The sequence below is a fragment of the Sphingomonas sp. KC8 genome (assembly GCF_002151445.1).
Taxonomy (GTDB): Bacteria; Pseudomonadota; Alphaproteobacteria; order Sphingomonadales; family Sphingomonadaceae; genus Sphingomonas_E.
In genome coordinates, this window is record NZ_CP016306.1 from 1,802,517 (window position 1) to 1,819,178 (window position 16,662).

At 65.1% G+C, this 16,662-nt stretch carries 14 protein-coding genes; 5 read left to right on the forward strand and 9 right to left on the reverse strand.

Features of this window, described 5'->3' with window-relative positions:
• Positions 1 to 11: 11 nt before the first annotated feature.
• From hemH to KC8_RS08505, 3 genes are all read right to left on the reverse strand, one after another.
• Positions 12 to 1,019, reverse strand: a complete 1,008-nt coding sequence (gene hemH / locus KC8_RS08495; protein ID WP_010127041.1) for a ferrochelatase — start codon at positions 1,017 to 1,019, stop codon at positions 12 to 14.
• Positions 1,016 to 3,232, reverse strand: a complete 2,217-nt coding sequence (locus KC8_RS08500; protein ID WP_010127042.1) for a xanthine dehydrogenase family protein molybdopterin-binding subunit — start codon at positions 3,230 to 3,232, stop codon at positions 1,016 to 1,018. Before KC8_RS08500 ends, hemH begins: the two co-directional genes overlap by 4 nt.
• A 78-nt stretch (positions 3,233 to 3,310) precedes the next feature.
• Positions 3,311 to 5,002 carry a class I adenylate-forming enzyme family protein gene (locus KC8_RS08505; protein WP_029624755.1) on the reverse strand — a complete coding sequence of 564 codons (1,692 nt, stop codon included), beginning with the start codon at positions 5,000 to 5,002 and terminating at the stop codon, positions 3,311 to 3,313.
• A 73-nt stretch (positions 5,003 to 5,075) separates the two neighbouring features.
• Here KC8_RS08505 and lgt point away from each other — a divergent pair, with 73 nt between their 5' ends.
• The 4 genes from lgt to KC8_RS08525 all read left to right on the forward strand — a co-directional run bounded on the left by lgt (position 5,076) and on the right by KC8_RS08525 (position 8,196).
• Positions 5,076 to 5,942 carry a prolipoprotein diacylglyceryl transferase gene (gene lgt / locus KC8_RS08510; RefSeq protein ID WP_010127045.1) on the forward strand — a complete coding sequence of 289 codons (867 nt, stop codon included), beginning with the start codon at positions 5,076 to 5,078 and terminating at the stop codon, positions 5,940 to 5,942.
• A 103-nt stretch (positions 5,943 to 6,045) separates the two neighbouring features.
• The gene (locus KC8_RS08515; protein WP_010127047.1) at positions 6,046 to 7,098 is read left to right on the forward strand and encodes a class I SAM-dependent methyltransferase; all 1,053 of its coding nucleotides are present in this window, start codon (positions 6,046 to 6,048) and stop codon (positions 7,096 to 7,098) included.
• A 54-nt stretch (positions 7,099 to 7,152) separates the two neighbouring features.
• On the forward strand, positions 7,153 to 7,923 hold the full coding sequence (gene pgeF / locus KC8_RS08520) for a peptidoglycan editing factor PgeF (RefSeq protein ID WP_010127050.1): 771 nt from the start codon (positions 7,153 to 7,155) through the stop codon (positions 7,921 to 7,923).
• A gap of 3 nt (positions 7,924 to 7,926) precedes the next feature.
• Positions 7,927 to 8,196 (forward strand): DUF1294 domain-containing protein, encoded by a 270-nt coding sequence (locus KC8_RS08525; protein ID WP_010127052.1) that lies wholly within the window; start codon positions 7,927 to 7,929, stop codon positions 8,194 to 8,196.
• Here the strand turns inward: KC8_RS08525 and KC8_RS08530 are convergent.
• Complete coding sequence (locus KC8_RS08530) at positions 8,191 to 10,686, reverse strand: ABC transporter permease (protein WP_010127054.1); 2,496 nt, start codon at positions 10,684 to 10,686, stop codon at positions 8,191 to 8,193. The genes KC8_RS08525 and KC8_RS08530 overlap by 6 nt on opposite strands.
• Positions 10,683 to 11,372, reverse strand: coding sequence for an ABC transporter ATP-binding protein (locus KC8_RS08535; RefSeq protein WP_010127056.1), 690 nt, complete (start codon positions 11,370 to 11,372; stop codon positions 10,683 to 10,685). Before KC8_RS08535 ends, KC8_RS08530 begins: the two co-directional genes overlap by 4 nt.
• Positions 11,373 to 11,418: 46 nt before the next feature.
• Here KC8_RS08535 and KC8_RS08540 point away from each other — a divergent pair, with 46 nt between their 5' ends.
• Positions 11,419 to 12,045, forward strand: a complete 627-nt coding sequence (locus tag KC8_RS08540) for an arylesterase (RefSeq protein ID WP_029624756.1) — start codon at positions 11,419 to 11,421, stop codon at positions 12,043 to 12,045.
• Positions 12,046 to 12,105: 60 nt separating this feature from the next.
• Here KC8_RS08540 and KC8_RS08545 read toward each other — a convergent pair whose 3' ends face one another.
• From KC8_RS08545 to KC8_RS08560, 4 genes are all read right to left on the reverse strand, one after another.
• On the reverse strand, positions 12,106 to 12,546 hold the full coding sequence (locus KC8_RS08545) for a glycine zipper 2TM domain-containing protein (RefSeq protein ID WP_010127062.1): 441 nt from the start codon (positions 12,544 to 12,546) through the stop codon (positions 12,106 to 12,108).
• 237 nt (positions 12,547 to 12,783) lie between these two features.
• On the reverse strand, positions 12,784 to 13,836 hold the full coding sequence (locus KC8_RS08550; protein WP_010127064.1) for a ribonucleotide-diphosphate reductase subunit beta: 1,053 nt from the start codon (positions 13,834 to 13,836) through the stop codon (positions 12,784 to 12,786).
• Between the two features lie 59 nt (positions 13,837 to 13,895).
• Entirely contained in the window at positions 13,896 to 14,162 is a 267-nt protein-coding gene (locus tag KC8_RS08555) for a hypothetical protein (RefSeq protein ID WP_010127066.1), read from the reverse strand.
• Between the two features lie 17 nt (positions 14,163 to 14,179).
• Positions 14,180 to 16,084 (reverse strand): ribonucleoside-diphosphate reductase subunit alpha, encoded by a 1,905-nt coding sequence (locus tag KC8_RS08560; RefSeq protein WP_029624757.1) that lies wholly within the window; start codon positions 16,082 to 16,084, stop codon positions 14,180 to 14,182.
• Between the last annotated feature and the right edge of the window lie 578 nt (positions 16,085 to 16,662).

Sequence of the window (16,662 nt, forward strand, 5' to 3'; positions counted from 1 at the left end):
GGAAGCAAAGACTAGAGGGGCGAAAGCCAGCCTTCAAGCTGGGTTCTCAAGAGTTTTTTGAGCATCGCGATGCCCTCTATACTGTCATTCAAACAGGGTAGATAAGCAAAATGGGTTCCGCCGGCCTGAACGAAAGAATCACGCCCGCGTAGAGCGATTTCTTCCAATGTTTCAAGGCAATCGACCGAAAATCCGGGTGCTACCACCGCGACCTTTCCGATTCCGCTGCCGGGCAGGGCCGCCAGAGTAGCGTCGGTTGCCGGCTCCAGCCACTTTGCGCGGCCGAATCGCGACTGAAACGTCACGACGAGTTCGCGGCCCAGCGCTTCACCCAGCAGCCGCGCGGTCTTGCGGCACTGGCAATGATAGGGATCGCCCAGATCCAGCGTGCGCTGCGGCATGCCGTGGAAACTGGCGACGATCGCATCGGGCGCGAAACCGAGCTTCGCCAGCTCGCCTTCCACACTGGCCTTCAGCGCGGCGATATAGGCCGGATCATCATGATAAGGCGGCAGGGTGCGCACCGCCGGTTGCCAGCGCATCTTCGCCAGCGCGGCAAAGGCGGCATCGTTGGCGGTCGCCGTCGTCGCGCCGCAATATTGCGGATAAAGCGGCGCCAGCAGGATGCGTTCGCACCCCTGCCCCTTCAACACGGCAATGCGATCGGCGATCGCCGGCTGGCCATAGCGCATCGCATAATCGACGATCACATCCGGCCCGAACGCGCCATTGAGCGCGGCCGCCTGCAGCCGGGTGAAAGCCGCAAGCGGTGATCCATCGGGCCGCCACACCTGCGCATAGGCATGGGCCGACTTTTTCGGCCGGGTGGTGAGCACGATCCCGCGCAGGATCGGCTGCCAGATCAGTTGCGGGATTTCGACCACGCGGCGATCGGACAGAAATTCCTTGAGATAGCGGCGCACCGCCGGCGCATCCGGCGCGTCGGGCGTGCCCAGATTGATCAGCAGCACACCGATGCGCGGGGCCGCGACGGGCGGATGATCGGCCGGCCGGATCATTGGCCACCCACCATGAGCGGCAGGCTGCGCAGCCGCCGGCCGGTTGCCGCGAACAGCGCGTTGGCGATGGCCGGCGCCACCGGCGGCACGGCGATCTCGCCTACCCCGCCCGGCGCTTCGCGACTGGGGACCAGTTCGACACGGATATCCGGCGTCGTCGCCAGCGTCGGCAGGTTGAGCGCATCGAAATTATGGGCGTCGGCCATACCACGGGTGAAGCCGGTGGTGGCGCCCAGCGCGGCGGCGATGCCCCAGATGATCCCGCCTTCGATCTGCTGGACGACGATATCGGGATGCACCACCCGGCCGCAATCGACGGCGGCGAAAACGCGGTCGACAATGATCTGCTGCGCATCGCCGACATGCGCCTCCACCAGCATCGCGACATGGCTGCCGAAGCTGGAATGCGCGGCCAGCCCCATATTGCCGCCGGCGACGCCGCCATCCCAGCCGCCCAGCGCCGTCACCGTCGTCAGGCAATGCGCCAGCCGGGTGTTGCCGCCCATCATCTGCATGCGGAACGACAGCGGCTCGATCCCGGCGATGCGGGCCAGTTCATCGACGAAGCATTCATTGAAAAAGCCGGTATAGCTGTGCGCAACCGAACGCCAGATGCCTGTCGGAATGCCGATATCCGCGGGCAGGTGATCGACCGCGATCGCCGGGATCGCATAAGGCGGCAAGGCCCCTTCGATCGCCGACAATTCGGCCTTCGCATCGCCCCCGCCCGATCCCGGCATCAACCGCGCGCCCATCTGCGCCATGGCCGGCGGCGTCGCGATCCGCGCCTGCCAGCCGAGCACTTCGCCACGATCGCCCAACGCCGCCGCCATCCGCGCGCGCGCCGGCGGGCGGAACCGATCCTGCGCGATATCCTCGCGCCGCGACCAGGTGAGCTGAACCGGGCGCTTCACTTCGCGCGCGATGATCGCGGCCTGCACGGCCGCATCATTTTCGATCTTGCGGCCAAAGCCCCCACCGACGAGCATCGGATAGATCGTCACCTGGCTTTCGGCCATGTCCATCGCCTTGGCGATCACCGAGCGCGACAGGCCGGGGGCCTGCGTCGGCATCCAGATTTCCAGCCGATCACCCGCCAACCGCGCGGTCGCCGTCAACGGTTCCATCGCCGCATGGACCGCGACGGGGACGGAATAATCGACCTTGAGGCCCTTGCGCCCGGCGAAAGCGGCATCGAGATCGCCGATCGCAACGAAGCGGGTGGCATCCGTGCCATTCAGCGCGGTTTCCAGCGCCTTGGCGATCGACGCGCTATCGGGCGTACCCCCTGTCACCGCGAAGCGCGGGCGCATCGCATCGAGCGCGCGTTCGGCCGCCCAGCTGTTGGTGGCGACAGCGGCGACCCAGCCGGGATTTTCCACCACGGCCAGCACGCCATGCACCTTATCGGCCGCCGCCTTGTCCGCACCGGCCAGCCGGGATGCCCCGTGCGGGCCATGGCGGACCGCGGCGTAAACCAGATCCTGCACGCGCACATCGCCGGCAAAACGCGCAGTGCCATCCACCTTTGACGGCAAATCGATACGCGGCACCGATCGACCGGAAAGCCCGCCAGCACCGACCAACCGAACGGTAATGCCAGGGGGCGGTTCGAGTTTCGCCGCTTCGGCCGCGAGTTCGCCGAAGCGCAATTTCTCATCCCCGCGCGTAACGAAGCCGCCGGCGGTTTCACAGGCGCGCCAATCCGCGCCCCAGCGTTCACCCGCCGCCGAACACAGCAGGGCGCGCGCGATCGCGCCGGCTTCGCGGAACCGCTGTTCGAACCCCCGGATCGAACTGGACCCGCCCGTGACCATCAGCGCCGATCGGATCGCGAACTGGCGCGCGGCCCACCCGCCGATGCCCTTGAGCATATCGGGCAGCATGCCTTCGGCCGCTTCGGCGACCATGAAATCATTGGCGTAAAGCGGGCTGATCGGTGCGGGTTCGACCGAAATGGTCCGCCAGTCGGCGCCCAGTTCATCCGCCAGCACCTGCGGCAGCGAAGTCCACACCCCCTGCCCCATTTCGGCCTGCGGCACGACGACGGCGACATGGCCATCCTCGCCGATCTTGAGGAAGGCGTTGAAGATCACCTCGCCCGGCGCCGTCACCAGATTCGGGCGATAGGTGCGCGGCCACAGCCCCCACGCCAGCAACAGGCCCGCCCCGGCGCCACCGCCGACAAGCAGGGTACGGCGGTTCAGTTCCATGGGTGCACGCTTTTTCCGGTCATCGTTCGCGTGAATACGGCCCGCAAGCGCCAAGCGCCAGAGCTTTACCCCCGGGAATCAGGCGGCTTCGGCTTCGGCCCGTGCGCGATAGGCGGCGCGCAGCGAAACCTTGTCGATCTTGCCGGTGCCCAGCCGGGGCAGCGATTCATCGGTGAACCACAGGCGCGCCGGCAGTTTGAACTTCGCCAGCCGCTGGCCCAGAAACGCATCCAGCGCCGCCGGATCGATCGTCACACCCCCGCGCGGATGGACCACCGCGCCGACGATTTCGCCCAGCCGTTCATCCGGCAGTCCGAACACGCTGGCTTCGGCAATGTCGGGATAAGCGTACAAGGCGGATTCCACCTCGATGCAGGAAATATTTTCGCCGCCGCGAATGATGATGTCCTTGGCGCGATCGACGATGAACAGATAGCCGTCCTCATCCAGATAACCGAGATCACCCGTCAGGAAATAGCCGTCGGGGGTGAAGGCCGCCGCCGTCGCCGCGTCATTCTGCCAATAACCGCGAATGTTGGCCGCACTGGCGATGCCGACCTGGCCGACCCCGCCCGCCGCCACCGGCGAGCCATCATCGTCGAAGATCGCGATCCGGACAAAGGGCGCCTGGCCCGGCCCGGTGGACGCCGGCTTGGCGATATAGTTGGCGCGGCAGTTGGTGCAGCCGACCGCGTTGGTTTCGGTCAGGCCATAGCCCATCATCGGATTGCCCGCCGGAAACGCCGCCTGCAGCCGCGGCACATGGCTGGCCGGACGGGGCGCGCCACCGGCCACGATATCCAGCAGGCTCGACAGGTCGAACCGGTCGCGGTTCGGATGCTGCATCAGTTCCAGGCTCATCGTCGGCACGCCGACGAAATAGCTGATCTTTTCCGCCTCGATCAGACGCAGCGCATCGGCCGCGTCCCATTTGGGCATCAGCACCAGCCGGCGGGCAATGACCATGCTGGCCGCGAACACCGCGATCGCGCCGGTGACATGGAACAAGGGCACCGCGATCAGCGCGGATGGCGGCGACGGCAAATTCTTGCGATCACCGCCATAAAAGGTGCCGAGCAACATCGCCGTCATCGCCACGAAACAATAGGTTGCCGTCGTTGACGCACGATGGGTGGATACCGCCCCCTTGCTGTTGCCGGTCGATCCGGACGTGAACAGGATCGTCGCGTCGTCATCGGGCGAAACATGCGGCAGATCGGCTTCGGCCACACCATCGAGCAGCGGCGCCAGGGCTTCGGCCAACGGGCGTTCGATCGGCAGTTCGACGATGCGGGCGGCGGCGTGCGCATCGGCAACGCGCCTGGCCCGTGGCGCATCGGCGATCACCAGCACCGGCGTCGTCAGCGCCAAGCCGTGCGCCAGTTCATCGGCCGTCCACCAGCCATTGACCAGGGTGGCGATCCCCCCGGCCTTGGCGATCGCCATGAAAGCGACGATCCAGGCCGGCGCGTTGCGCATGGCGATGGCGACACGATCGCCCTTGCGGATGCCGTGCCCGCCGGCCAGCGCACGGGCCAGCCGTTCCGACCAGATATCGAGATCGCGATAGCTCAACCGTTCATCGCCGGCGACCAGCGCGATTTCATCGCCATATTGGCTGGCGGTGAAGCGGAACAGATCGCCCAGCGTGGCCGGCAACTTTGCCGCGATCGCGCGGCCATGTTCGTCGGCGGTGATTTCGACCAATCCGCCGGGGGCGGTAATCGCGTCCATCACCGCGCGCATACGGGCGTCCTGCTCGCTTGGCATCGGCTGTTCTCTCCCGCGTTTTGCGTTTCTCGTTACCGCCCTTTATGAGGGCCAAAATCATCGGGGAAAAGCCTTGATCCTGTCCGTCCTCGCTGACGCTACGGCCGCCTTGCAGTTTGATAATTTCGGTCTGTCGCCGGTGGCGCTGGACCTCGGTTTCTTTCAGCTGCGCTGGTATTCGCTGGCCTATATCGCCGGCATCCTTGTCGGCTGGTGGTATCTGCTGAAGCTGCTCAACCAGCCCGGCGCGCCGATGGCCCGCCGCCATGCCGACGACATGGTGTTCTACGCCACGCTCGGCATCCTGCTGGGTGGGCGGATCGCCTATATCCTGTTCTACCAGCCGCACATGCTGAGCGATCCGATGCAGATCCTGAAGCTGTGGGAAGGCGGCATGTCGTTCCATGGCGGGGTGATCGGCGTGTCGCTCGGCGTGCTCTACCTGGCATGGAAGAACAAGCTGAACTGGCTGCGAATCCATGATTATGTCGCCTGCTGCGTACCGTTCGGCCTGTTTTTCGGGCGGCTCGCCAATTTCGTGAACGGTGAATTGTGGGGCCGCGCGACGACAGTGCCATGGGGCATCGTGTTCCCGCGCGGCGGCGATGTGGTGCGCCACCCAAGCCAGCTTTACGAAGCCGGCCTGGAAGGCGCGGTCCTGTTCGCGGTGCTGTGGTTCATGTTCTGGAAGACGGACGCGCGCTATCAGCCGGGCAAGCTGGTCGGCACCTTCCTGCTGGGCTACGGCCTCAGCCGCTTCACGGTGGAATTTTTCCGCGAGCCGGACGAACAGCTGATGGAGTTCGCGATCAGCACCGGCCTGTCGATGGGCCAGTGGCTGACGGTGCCGATGATCGTCGGCGGCGCTTACCTGATCCTGACCGCCAAGGGCCGGCGCAAGCGGGTGGAGCCGATCGCGGGCGACGAAAGCGTCGCCTGATCCCGGATCGGGACAGCGGGCCAGAAACGGACGACGGCGCTAACCATCATCTGGGCGCGCATCATCTTGCGCATCCGGCGGAAAAGACGGAGACGGGGGCGCTATGCCTGACCCGTCTTCCTGCGAGGATCGCCTTGTCCGCCTGATCGAGGCGATGGGGCCTATTTCCATCGCGCAGTTCATGGCCGAAGCGAACGCGGATTATTACGCATCGCGCGATCCGCTGGGGGTTGCCGGCGACTTCATCACCGCGCCCGAAATCAGCCAGATGTTCGGCGAACTGATCGGCCTGTGGCTGGCCGATCTGTGGCAACAGCATAAGCGCGGCCCGGTTTGCTATGTCGAACTGGGGCCGGGGCGCGGCACGCTGGCCCAGGATGCGACACGGGCGATGCGCGCGGCCGGGCTGGAACCGGCGATCCACTTCGTCGAAACCAGCCCGGTGCTGCGCGCCGAACAGGCCGAACGCTTCCCAAATGCCGCCTGGCACGATGACCTGTCGACCCTGCCGACCAACAAGCCGTTGCTGGTTGTCGCCAATGAATTTTTCGATGCACTGCCGATCCGCCAGTGGATCCGCGCGGTGAACGGCTGGCGCGAACGGATGGTGGCGCATGGCCCCGACGGGTTCGTGCCCATAGCCGGCACGATCCCGTGCGACGCACTGATCCCGCCGCGCCTGCACGATGCGCAGCCGGGCAGCATCCTCGAACGATCGCCGACGTCCGTCGCCATCGCCCGCGATCTGGCGGGGCGGATCGCCGATCAGGGCGGGGCGGCGATCATCGTGGATTATGGCTATGCCGGCTATGCGGCGGGCGACACGTTGCAGGCGGTGCACGCCCATGCCTATGCCGATCCGTTCGCCAAACCCGGCACGCGCGACCTGACCGCGCATGTCGATTTCACGGCGTTGGACCATGCCGCCCGCGGCGAAGGGCTGCATGTCCACGGCCCGGTCGGCCAAGGCCACTGGCTGGAAACGCTGGGCATCGGCGCGCGCGCATCGACGCTGGCGCAAGGATCGCCCCACCGCGCCGAGGAGATCGCCGCCGCCCGCCACCGGCTGACCCATGCCGATGAGATGGGCGAATTGTTCAAGGTGATGGCGTTCGTCGCCCCCGAATGGCCCGATCCGGCAGGGTTCGAAGGGTAACACCGCCAGCATCTGCCCCCTGTCACCACGAAACAGCTCGTGTAAGGAGCGGGCATGACCGACAGCATCGATCCGATCCGCGCGCCTGCACTTGGCGCCATTCCGCATGGCTTCCTTGGCCGGCGCGGCGGGGTTTCAACGGGCATCCACGCCGGGCTGAATGTGGGGCTGGGATCGGATGACGACCATGCGGCGATCCATGAAAATCGCCGGCGCGCGGTGGCGGCGGTGGCGCCCGGCGCGGCGCTGGTGACGCTGCATCAGGTGCATTCGGCCGATGCCGTGGCGGTGACGGCCCCCTTCCCCGATGATGCGCGGCCGCATGCCGATGCGCTCGTCACCGATCGGCCGGGGCTGCTGCTGGGTATCCTGACCGCCGATTGCGTGCCGGTGCTGTTCGCCGATGCAGAAAGCGGCGTGATCGGCGCGGCGCATGCCGGCTGGAAGGGCGCGATCCACGGCGTGACCGACGCAACGATCGCGGCGATGGAGGCATTGGGCGCGGATCGCAGCCGGATCGTGGCGGCCATCGGCCCGTGCATCGCGCGGGCATCCTATGAGGTGGATGACGGCTTCTTCCGCCGCTTCGCCGAAGCGGACCCGGCCAACGAACGCTTTTTCACCGATGGCGTGCGCGCGAACCACCACCAGTTCGACATCGAAGCCTATGTCGCCGCGCGCATCGCGGCTGCGGGTATCGGCCGGGTCGAAGCGCTGGGGCTGGACACCTATGCGCAGGCCGATCGCTTCTACAGCTTCCGCCGCGCCACCCATCACGGCGAAGCAGGCTATGGCCGGCAGGTTTCGCTGATCGGGCTAGCATAAGGCATGTTTCCCACCGTCGCCGGCGTCCTGCTTGCGATCAACGCGTGGACGATCCTGCGTTTCTGGCAGGACAAGCGCCGCGCGATCGCGGGTGCGCGGCGGATTCCAGAAGCCAATCTGCTGGGGCTGGCGCTGATCGGGGGAACACCCGGCGCATTCCTCGCCCGGCGGATGTTCCGTCACAAGACGCGCAAGCAGCCCTTTTCCTCACAGCTCATGCTGATCGCAGCGGTGCAGGCCGGCGCGATCATCGCCTACGCCGCATCCCTATAGTTCGCGCAACGCCCGCGCCGGCCGGGCGGCAAGTGCTGGCAGCGACCCGATCAGACCCAGCGCCAGCGTACCAAACCCGCCGATGGCAAGCGTGACGCCCACCACCCCCCAGTCAGTCGTCCAGTCGAGTTCGAACACGCGGGTGACGACATACCAGCCGGCGGCAGCACCAATGCCGAGCGCCAGCAGCGACAGGATCGCGGCGAGCGCGGCATATTCGATCGCCTGCGCCGCCAGCACCTGCCCGCGCGTGGCGCCGAGCAGCTTCAGCAGCACCGAATCATAGACGCGCGACCGGCGTGACGCGGCAATCGCGCCGACCAGCACGGCGATCCCCGCCGCGAGTGCCACCGAAGCGGCAGCGCGCACCGCAGTCGACAATTGGCCGAGGACATCGGCGACCTGCCCGATCACTTCCTTCACCCGGATCAGCGATACCGATGGAAAATCGCGTGTGATTTCGCGGTTGAGCGCGGCTTCGCCAGCCGCCGGCATCGCGATCGTCGCCATGAAGCTGTGCGGCGCACCTTCCAGCACGCCCGGCGAATATACCAGGACGAAGTTGAACCCCATCGTATCCCACTTGATTTCGCGCAACGACGCGATGGTGGCCGGCACCTCGACACCCAGCACCGACACGGTGATTTCATCGCCAACCTTGAGGCCAAGGATGCGCGCCGCTTCGACATCGAGCGAGACGAGCGGCGGCCCCGCATAATCGGCGGGCCACCATTGGCCTTCGACGATGCGGCTGCCTTCGGGCGGGGCGGCGGAATAGGCAAGCCCGCGATCGCCGCGCAATATCCACGCGCCTTCGGGCAATTGCTGCAAATCGGCGACGCGCTTGCCGCCGAAGGAAACCACCGGGCCACGCAGCGACGGCACCGTCTTCACCTCGGCTGTCGGCGCGCGTTCGGCGACGAGGGCGCGGAAGCGATCGATATCGTCGACCGGGATATCGAGTGCGAAGAAACTGGGTGCCCGCTGGGGCACCGTGCTGTCGATCTGGCCCGACAGGTTGGTTTCGATCACCGCGAGTGTCGCGAACAGGGTAAGGCCAAGGCCCAGCGCCACCACCAGCCGCCCGGTCTGCGCGCCGGGCCGGTGGAGATTGGCAATGGCAAGACGCAGCAACGGCCGGCGCGAACGCGGCAGGCGCGCGGCCCCGGCCCGCACCGCCCAGCCGAGCAAGGTGAGCAATACCAGCAACCCGGCGACGGCCGCAACGAAGATCGCGGCAAAACCGGGATCGCGCGCGGTGCCGATGGCCAGCGCGACGATCGCGGCCAGGGTGGCAAGGATCGCCGCCAGCACCCGGCCGGTGGGCCGCGCCGCCGTTTCCACCCCGCCCCGGAACAAGGATGCCGGCGTCACCGCGCGGGCGCGGGCCAGCGGGGCGAGGACGAACAGCAAGGCAATCAGCACGCCATAAGCCGCAGCGAGGCCAAGCGGGGCCACATGAAGCGCGAAATGCGGCTGCACCGGCAGCGCATCGCCCGCCAAGGCGACGACGGCGAGCGGAACGAGGCTGCCCGCAAGGATACCCGCGAGGATGCCGGCGCCTGCCACCAGCCCGATCTGGAACAGATAGGACAGGAAGATCGTGCGCGACGAAGCGCCCAGCGCCTTCAACGTCGCGATCGCCCCGCGCTTGCCATCCAGATAGGATGTCACGCCGTTGCCGACGCCGATGCCCGCGATCGCCAGCGCCGTCAGCCCGACGAGCATCAGGAACTGGCCCAGCCGGCCGATGAAGCGGCGCGTGCCGGGTGCGGCGTTGGTGCGATCCTGCACCTCCCACCCGGCGCTGGGGAAACGATCGGCCAGCCGCTTGGCCACCACGCCGGCATCGACGCCATCAGCAAGGCGAATACGATAGCGGGTGGTGTACAGGCTGCCCGGCTGGACGAGGCCGGTGGCCGCAAGCCCATCCATATCGACCAGCGCCACCGGCCCGAAGGTGAAGCCTTCACCGACCCGATCGGGTTCCTGATCGATCAGGCCGATAACCCGCAAATCGGCGTCGCCGATGCGGATATGATCACCGGGTCTGACATCGAGCCGTTCGGCCAGCGCCGGCGCGATGGCGACTTCGCGCCCCTTGGGCCGGGGCGACAAGGCGCCGGCAGCGAGGCGAAATTCGCCATATAACGGATAAGGGGCGTCGATGCCCTTCAGTTCCGCCAGCACCGCCTGTGCGCCATCGGGGCGCGACGCCATGGCGCGCATGCGGATCGTTTCGGACAGCGTGCCGACGGCGGCAAAAGCGGCGCGTTCCGTGTCGTCAGCAGTGCGCTGGACGATCTCCATCTCGACATCGCCGCCGAGGATCGACTGGCCTTGCAGCGCCAGTTCCGACGTGATCGCGGTGGACAGGCTGCCGACCCCGGCAAGCGCCATCACCCCAAGGAACAGGCAGGCGGCCAGCAACCGCAGGCCGGTGAAGCCGCCGCGCAGATCGCGTAGCGCCAGGGTCCAGGCGAGTTTCACGCGCGGCTGTCGCGGACGATGCGGCCGTCAAGCATCTCGATCACCCGGCCACAGCGCGCGGCAAGCGCTGGATCATGGGTGATGACGAGCAAGGTTTCGCCGGTTTCGCGCTGGCGGCCAAACAACAGGTCCATGATTGCCGCGCCCGTCTTCGCATCGAGATTGCCGGTCGGTTCATCAGCGAACAGGATCGCCGGCGCGGGGGCGACGGCGCGGGCAATCGCCACGCGCTGCTGTTCGCCACCTGAAAGTTGGGCCGGATAATGGCCGATGCGATGGCCAAGCCCCACCGCGTGCAGTTCCGCCTCGGCCCGCGCGAACGCATCCGCCCGCCCCGCCAGTTCGAGCGGAACGGCGACATTTTCCAGCGCCGTCATCGTCGGCAGCAGGTGGAAGGCCTGCAGGATGATGCCGATCCGGCCGCGCCGCGCTTGCGCCAGCGCATCTTCATCGAGCGCGCCGAAATCGGCCCCGGCGACGTGGATCGCGCCGCTATCGGCGCGTTCCAGCCCCGACAGCACCGCCATCAAGGACGATTTGCCCGAACCCGACGGGCCGAGCAGCGCGACCGTTTCGCCGGCGGCGATCGACAGATCCACCCCGCGCAGGATTTCGACACGCGCTTCGCCCTTGCCCAGCGCCAGCGTGACATTCCGGGCTTCGATCACGATATTGGCGGCTGACATGATGAAGAAAGGTTTCCCTTTGAGGCCAGATCGTTCCGCATATGGCGTGCGCCGGCTGATTGTCCATGCCGCGGCGTGGCTGTCATTATTCGTAACCGCACCGGCGCTGGCGGCCGACAAGCTGGTCGTGGCGTTCGGCGACAGCTTGATGGCCGGTTATCAACTGAAACCGCACGAAGGCTTTGTCCCCCGGCTGGAAACGGCGCTGCGCAAAAATGGCGTGGCGGCGCGGGTGCATAATGCCGGGGTGTCGGGGGATACTACCGCGCAAGGCAAGGCACGGCTGGGCTGGGTGCTGGCAGGGCTGAAGGCAAAGCCCGATCTGGTGATCGTCGAACTGGGCGCGAACGATATGCTGCGCGGCCTGCCCAACGCCCAAACCCGCATGAATCTGGACGCGATCCTAGCCGATCTGCAACGACGGAAAATCCCGGTGCTGATGGCGGGAATGCGCGCGGCACCCAATATGGGGGCGGCATATGCCCGCGAGTTCGACGCGATCTACCCAGCGCTTTCGCGCAAATATCGGGTGCCGCTCTACCCCTTCTTCATGGCCGGTGTCGCGGCCACCCCCGCCTTGCAACTGAAAGACGGGATGCACCCCAATCCGCGCGGGGTGGATGCGATCGTGCGGGGGATATTGTCCCATGTCATGAAGGCGCTGCCAAAATAAACAACGGGCGGCGGAGCCTGTTTGCCCCGTCGCCCGCATTGATGCCATCAGGCTTGCGCCTTATTTGCAGCGCACCTCGCCACGGTCGATTTCACGGCCGAGCAGCGCACCGGCGCCCCCGCCCAGCAAGGTGCCGAGCATCCGATCGCCATTGGTATCGACCGTCCGGCCGAGCAACGCGCCGGCCGCCGCACCGATGATCAGCCCGGTCGTGCCGTCGTTGCGCTTGCAATAATAACGGCCATCACCACCGCGATACACGCGGTCATTATGGCTCAGGCGGCGGCCATCATAACGGCCGTTGGAATAATAACGGTCGCCCTTCCAATAATTCTTGCCGCGGCGATCATCGCGATAATCGCGGCGATCACGATCCCGGCGATCATGCTTGCCGCCGTGCCGTTCGTCGTTCCAGCCATGGCCGCGATCGCGATCCGCCAGGGCCGGCGCCATCGGCACCGTGACCGCTGCGAGCACCGCTGCGATGATGAACTTACGCATTGTTGTTCTCCCTTGATCGCATCAGGTTGCGATACCAGCCGGTTATGCGCCGTATAATCTGAACCGGCGGCGACGAGCCGTTCATCAAAACAACCGCCAAACTCATTTCACCGGACATGCGCCCCATCTGGCCGCGTGGCGCGCACGCAATATCATGCCGTATAAACAAGACAGGGCAGCGACACACGCCGCTGCCCTGTCCGACAAAATCACCATCCGAAGACAGCGGCAGGCAGATTACTCCGCCGCCAGCCCCGCGCGGCTGAACATGTCTTCGCTCCTGACGTCCTCGTTCGCGACCGGCACGCTGCCGGCGACCTTGCGGCGATCGAAGGCGTCCCACACCTCGTTCCAGTTGCCGCGCGTCGCGGCCTTGGAATATTCGGTGGCGCGGGTTTCGAAGAAATTGGCGTGTTCGACCCCGTTCAGCATCGGCGCGAGCCACGGCAGCGGATGTTCGTCGATCATGTAGATCGGCTTGAAACCCAGCTGCCCCAGCCGCCAATCGGCGATGTAGCGGACATATTTCTTGATGTCCTTGGGCGTCATGCCGGGCACCGGACCCATTTCGAACACCAGATCGATGAACGCATCCTCCAGCCGCACCGTCTTCTGGCACTGATCGAGAATATCGTCGCGCACCGCAGGCGTCAGGCAGTTGCGTTCCTTCACGAAGGCATGGAACAGCCGGATGATCCCTTCGCAATGCAAGGTTTCATCGCGGATCGACCAGGTGACGATCTGGCCCATGCCCTTCATCTTGTTGAAGCGCGGGAAATTCATCAGCATCGCGAACGATGCGAACAACTGCAGCCCTTCGGTAAAGCCGCCGAACATCGCCAGGGTGCGGGCGATATCCTCGTCGCTGTCGACGCCGAAGGTGCTCAGATAGTCATGCTTGTCCTTCATCTCCTTATATTGGAGGAAGGCCGAATATTCGGTTTCGGGCATGCCGATCGTATCAAGCAGATGGCTGTAGGCGGCGATATGGACCGTTTCCATGTTGCTGAACGCGGTCAGCATCATCTTCACTTCGGTCGGCTTGAACACGCGGCCATATTTTTCGTGGTAGCAATCCTGCACCTCGACATCGGCCTGCGTGAAGAAACGGAAGATCTGCGTCAGCAGATTGCGTTCCGACTGGTCGAGCTTCTGCGCCCAATCGCGGCAATCTTCGCCCAGCGGCACTTCTTCGGGCAGCCAGTGCAGCTGCTGCTGACGCTTCCAATATTCGAACGCCCACGGATATTCGAAGGGCTTGTAGGTGCGGGAGGCCTGGAGGAGCGACATGGATTTGGTCCTTGGCGAAATTCAGTAGCCGCGAACGGCAGCAAAGCGGGCGGCGGCGATCATCGCGCCAGCCCCGGCAAATATAGCAGCATCAAGAGCACAACGCCCGAAAGCGTGAGGATGATGCCTTTGGCGCGGGTGGAGCTGACTTCCTTCATCCCCGGAAAATCGGGGTGACGGCTCTGCTCTTCGAAAAAGGGATCGCCCGCGCCGATGCGGCTCCTGATGTAGCGCGCGTGGCGCGCCGCATCGCGCAGGCTCCACAAGCCGATCACGATGTTGAACACCGCGATCGGCACGATCAGCGCCCAGCCGGAAATGGTCATGCCCTAGCCCCTCCCGATCACTGGCACGCCAGACATTCATCATAATCGGTGCTCGGCAGTTCGATCTTCTTGAGATCGGGCGTGTTGTCCGCTTCCACCCCGCCGGCGAAACCGGCGCGCTGGATCGACTTCGAGCGCAGATAATAAAGCGACTTGATGCCCAGTTCCCACGCGCGGAAGTGGAGCATCAGCAGATCCCATTTTTCCACGTCGGCCGGGATGAACAGGTTCAGCGAGGTCGCCTGATCGATATAGGGCGTACGATCCGCCGCCAGTTCGATCAGCCAGCGCTGATCGATCTCGAAGCTGGTCTTGAACGTATCCTTTTCTTCCTGGCTCAGGAAATCGAGATGCTGGACCGATCCACCCTGTTCGAGGATCGTGTTCCACACCGCGTCCGAATCCTTGGACTTATCCTGCAACAGCTTTTGCAGGTGGATGTTCTTGACCGAGAAGCTGCCCGACAGCGTCTTGTGCGTGTAGATGTTGCCGGGGATCGGTTCGATGCAGGCGGACGTGCCGCCGCAGATGATCGAGATCGACGCCGTCGGCGCGATCGCCATCTTGCAGCTGAACCGTTCCATCACGCCGCGATCGGCGGCGTCGGGGCACGGCCCGCGCTCGGTAGCCAGCAGCATCGACGCTTCTTCGGCCTTGGCGGCGATATGCTTGAACATCCGCAGGTTCCAGCTCTTGGCCATCGCCCCTTCGAAGGGCAGGCCGCGCGCCTGGAGGAAACTGTGGAAACCCATCACGCCAAGGCCGACCGAGCGTTCCCGCTCCGCCGAATATTTGGCGCGCGCCATTTCGGGCGGGGCGCGATCGATATAATCGGACAGCACATTATCGAGGAAGCGCATCACGTCCTCGATGAACTGCTTGTCGCCGTTCCATTCGTCCCACGTCTCCAGATTGAGCGAGGACAGGCAGCAGACCGCCGTGCGATCATTGCCGAGATGATCGCGCCCCGTGGGCAGCGTGATTTCCGAACACAGGTTCGACGTCGAAACCTTGAGGCCCAGTTCGCGATGGTGGCGCGGCATGGCGCGGTTCACGGTGTCGTTGAAGACGATATAGGGTTCGCCCGTCGCCAGCCGGGTTTCGACCAGCTTCTGGAACAAGGCGCGCGCATCGACCTTGCCGCGGACACTGCCGTCCTTGGGAGACTTCAACTCCCATTCGGCGCCGTCGCGCACGGCTTCCATGAACGCGTCGGTCAGTAATACGCCGTGGTGAAGGTTGAGCGCCTTGCGGTTGAAATCGCCCGAAGGCTTGCGGATTTCGAGAAACTCCTCGATCTCGGGATGCGAGACATCGAGATAGCAGGCGGCCGAACCGCGGCGGAGCGAGCCTTGCGAGATGGCGAGCGTCAAGCTGTCCATCACCCGGACGAAGGGAATGATGCCGCTGGTCTTGCCGTTGAGGCCGACCGGTTCGCCAATGCCACGGACATTGCCCCAATAGGTGCCGATGCCACCACCGCGCGACGCGAGCCAGACATTCTCGTTCCAAATTTCGGTGATCGCCTGCAGGCTATCGTCAACCGAGTTGAGGTAGCAGGAAATCGGCAGGCCACGCCCGGTGCCGCCGTTCGACAGCACCGGCGTCGACGGCATGAACCACAGCTTCGAGATATAATCGTAGAGCCGCTGGGCGTGCGCGGCATCATCGGCATAGGCCGACGCCACGCGAACAAAGAGATCCTGATAGGTTTCGCCGGGCAGCAGGTAGCGATCCTTCAGCGTCTCCTTGCCGAAATCGGTGAGCAGCGCATCGCGGCTGTGATCCACCTCAACCGGATAAGGCTGCTTGAGCACGCCCTGGCTGCTGGAGCCGGCGGCCGCATCGGCCTTGGCAGGTGATTCGATTATTGTCGCCACGTCGCTTGCGCTCGCTTCGTTGTTGCTGCCTGAAAGGTCCATCGTCGCGCGCCCCTGGTCCGAAATGCTGACGAACAGCCGGGTCGCGGCCATTCGTTCCTAAAATGTTCGACTCAGGAACACAGCCCTGAGGGTAGCATGTCCGGGCTGGAAGAGGACCGCGAATATCCGCTTATCCCCAGCTTTCCAGAGACGCGAACAGCCTTTCCGCCCATATAGGGTACGGCGCGGCGTTAACAATCTCTTGGGTCAGCCCCCTGACGCTACCACTATCCATAGTGCCTCATCTGCGTGGGGACGCAAGATGCAATATCGTTCCGGGGCACGTCGGTTCGTCGCCGATCTGATTCATTTCGTCGCGCCTTTCGGGCGCCTGACCAGCCGCGACGCGTGGATTTCCCAGTACTCCCGTCACTGGCAAGGGAACACAACAGGAACTAAAAAATATTCCCCGCGAAGCACTCCGCAACCGTTCGGCCGAGGGGAACCGACGGCCCCATATTTCGGCTTTGCCCAAGCAGCATGCGGGCGTAGGATTGCAGCCATCCCGCCGTCGACCACAGGCGTGGTTATGATGTGCCCTGCGGCCGGCGGCCGAATTGTTGCTCGCGCAGACGGGC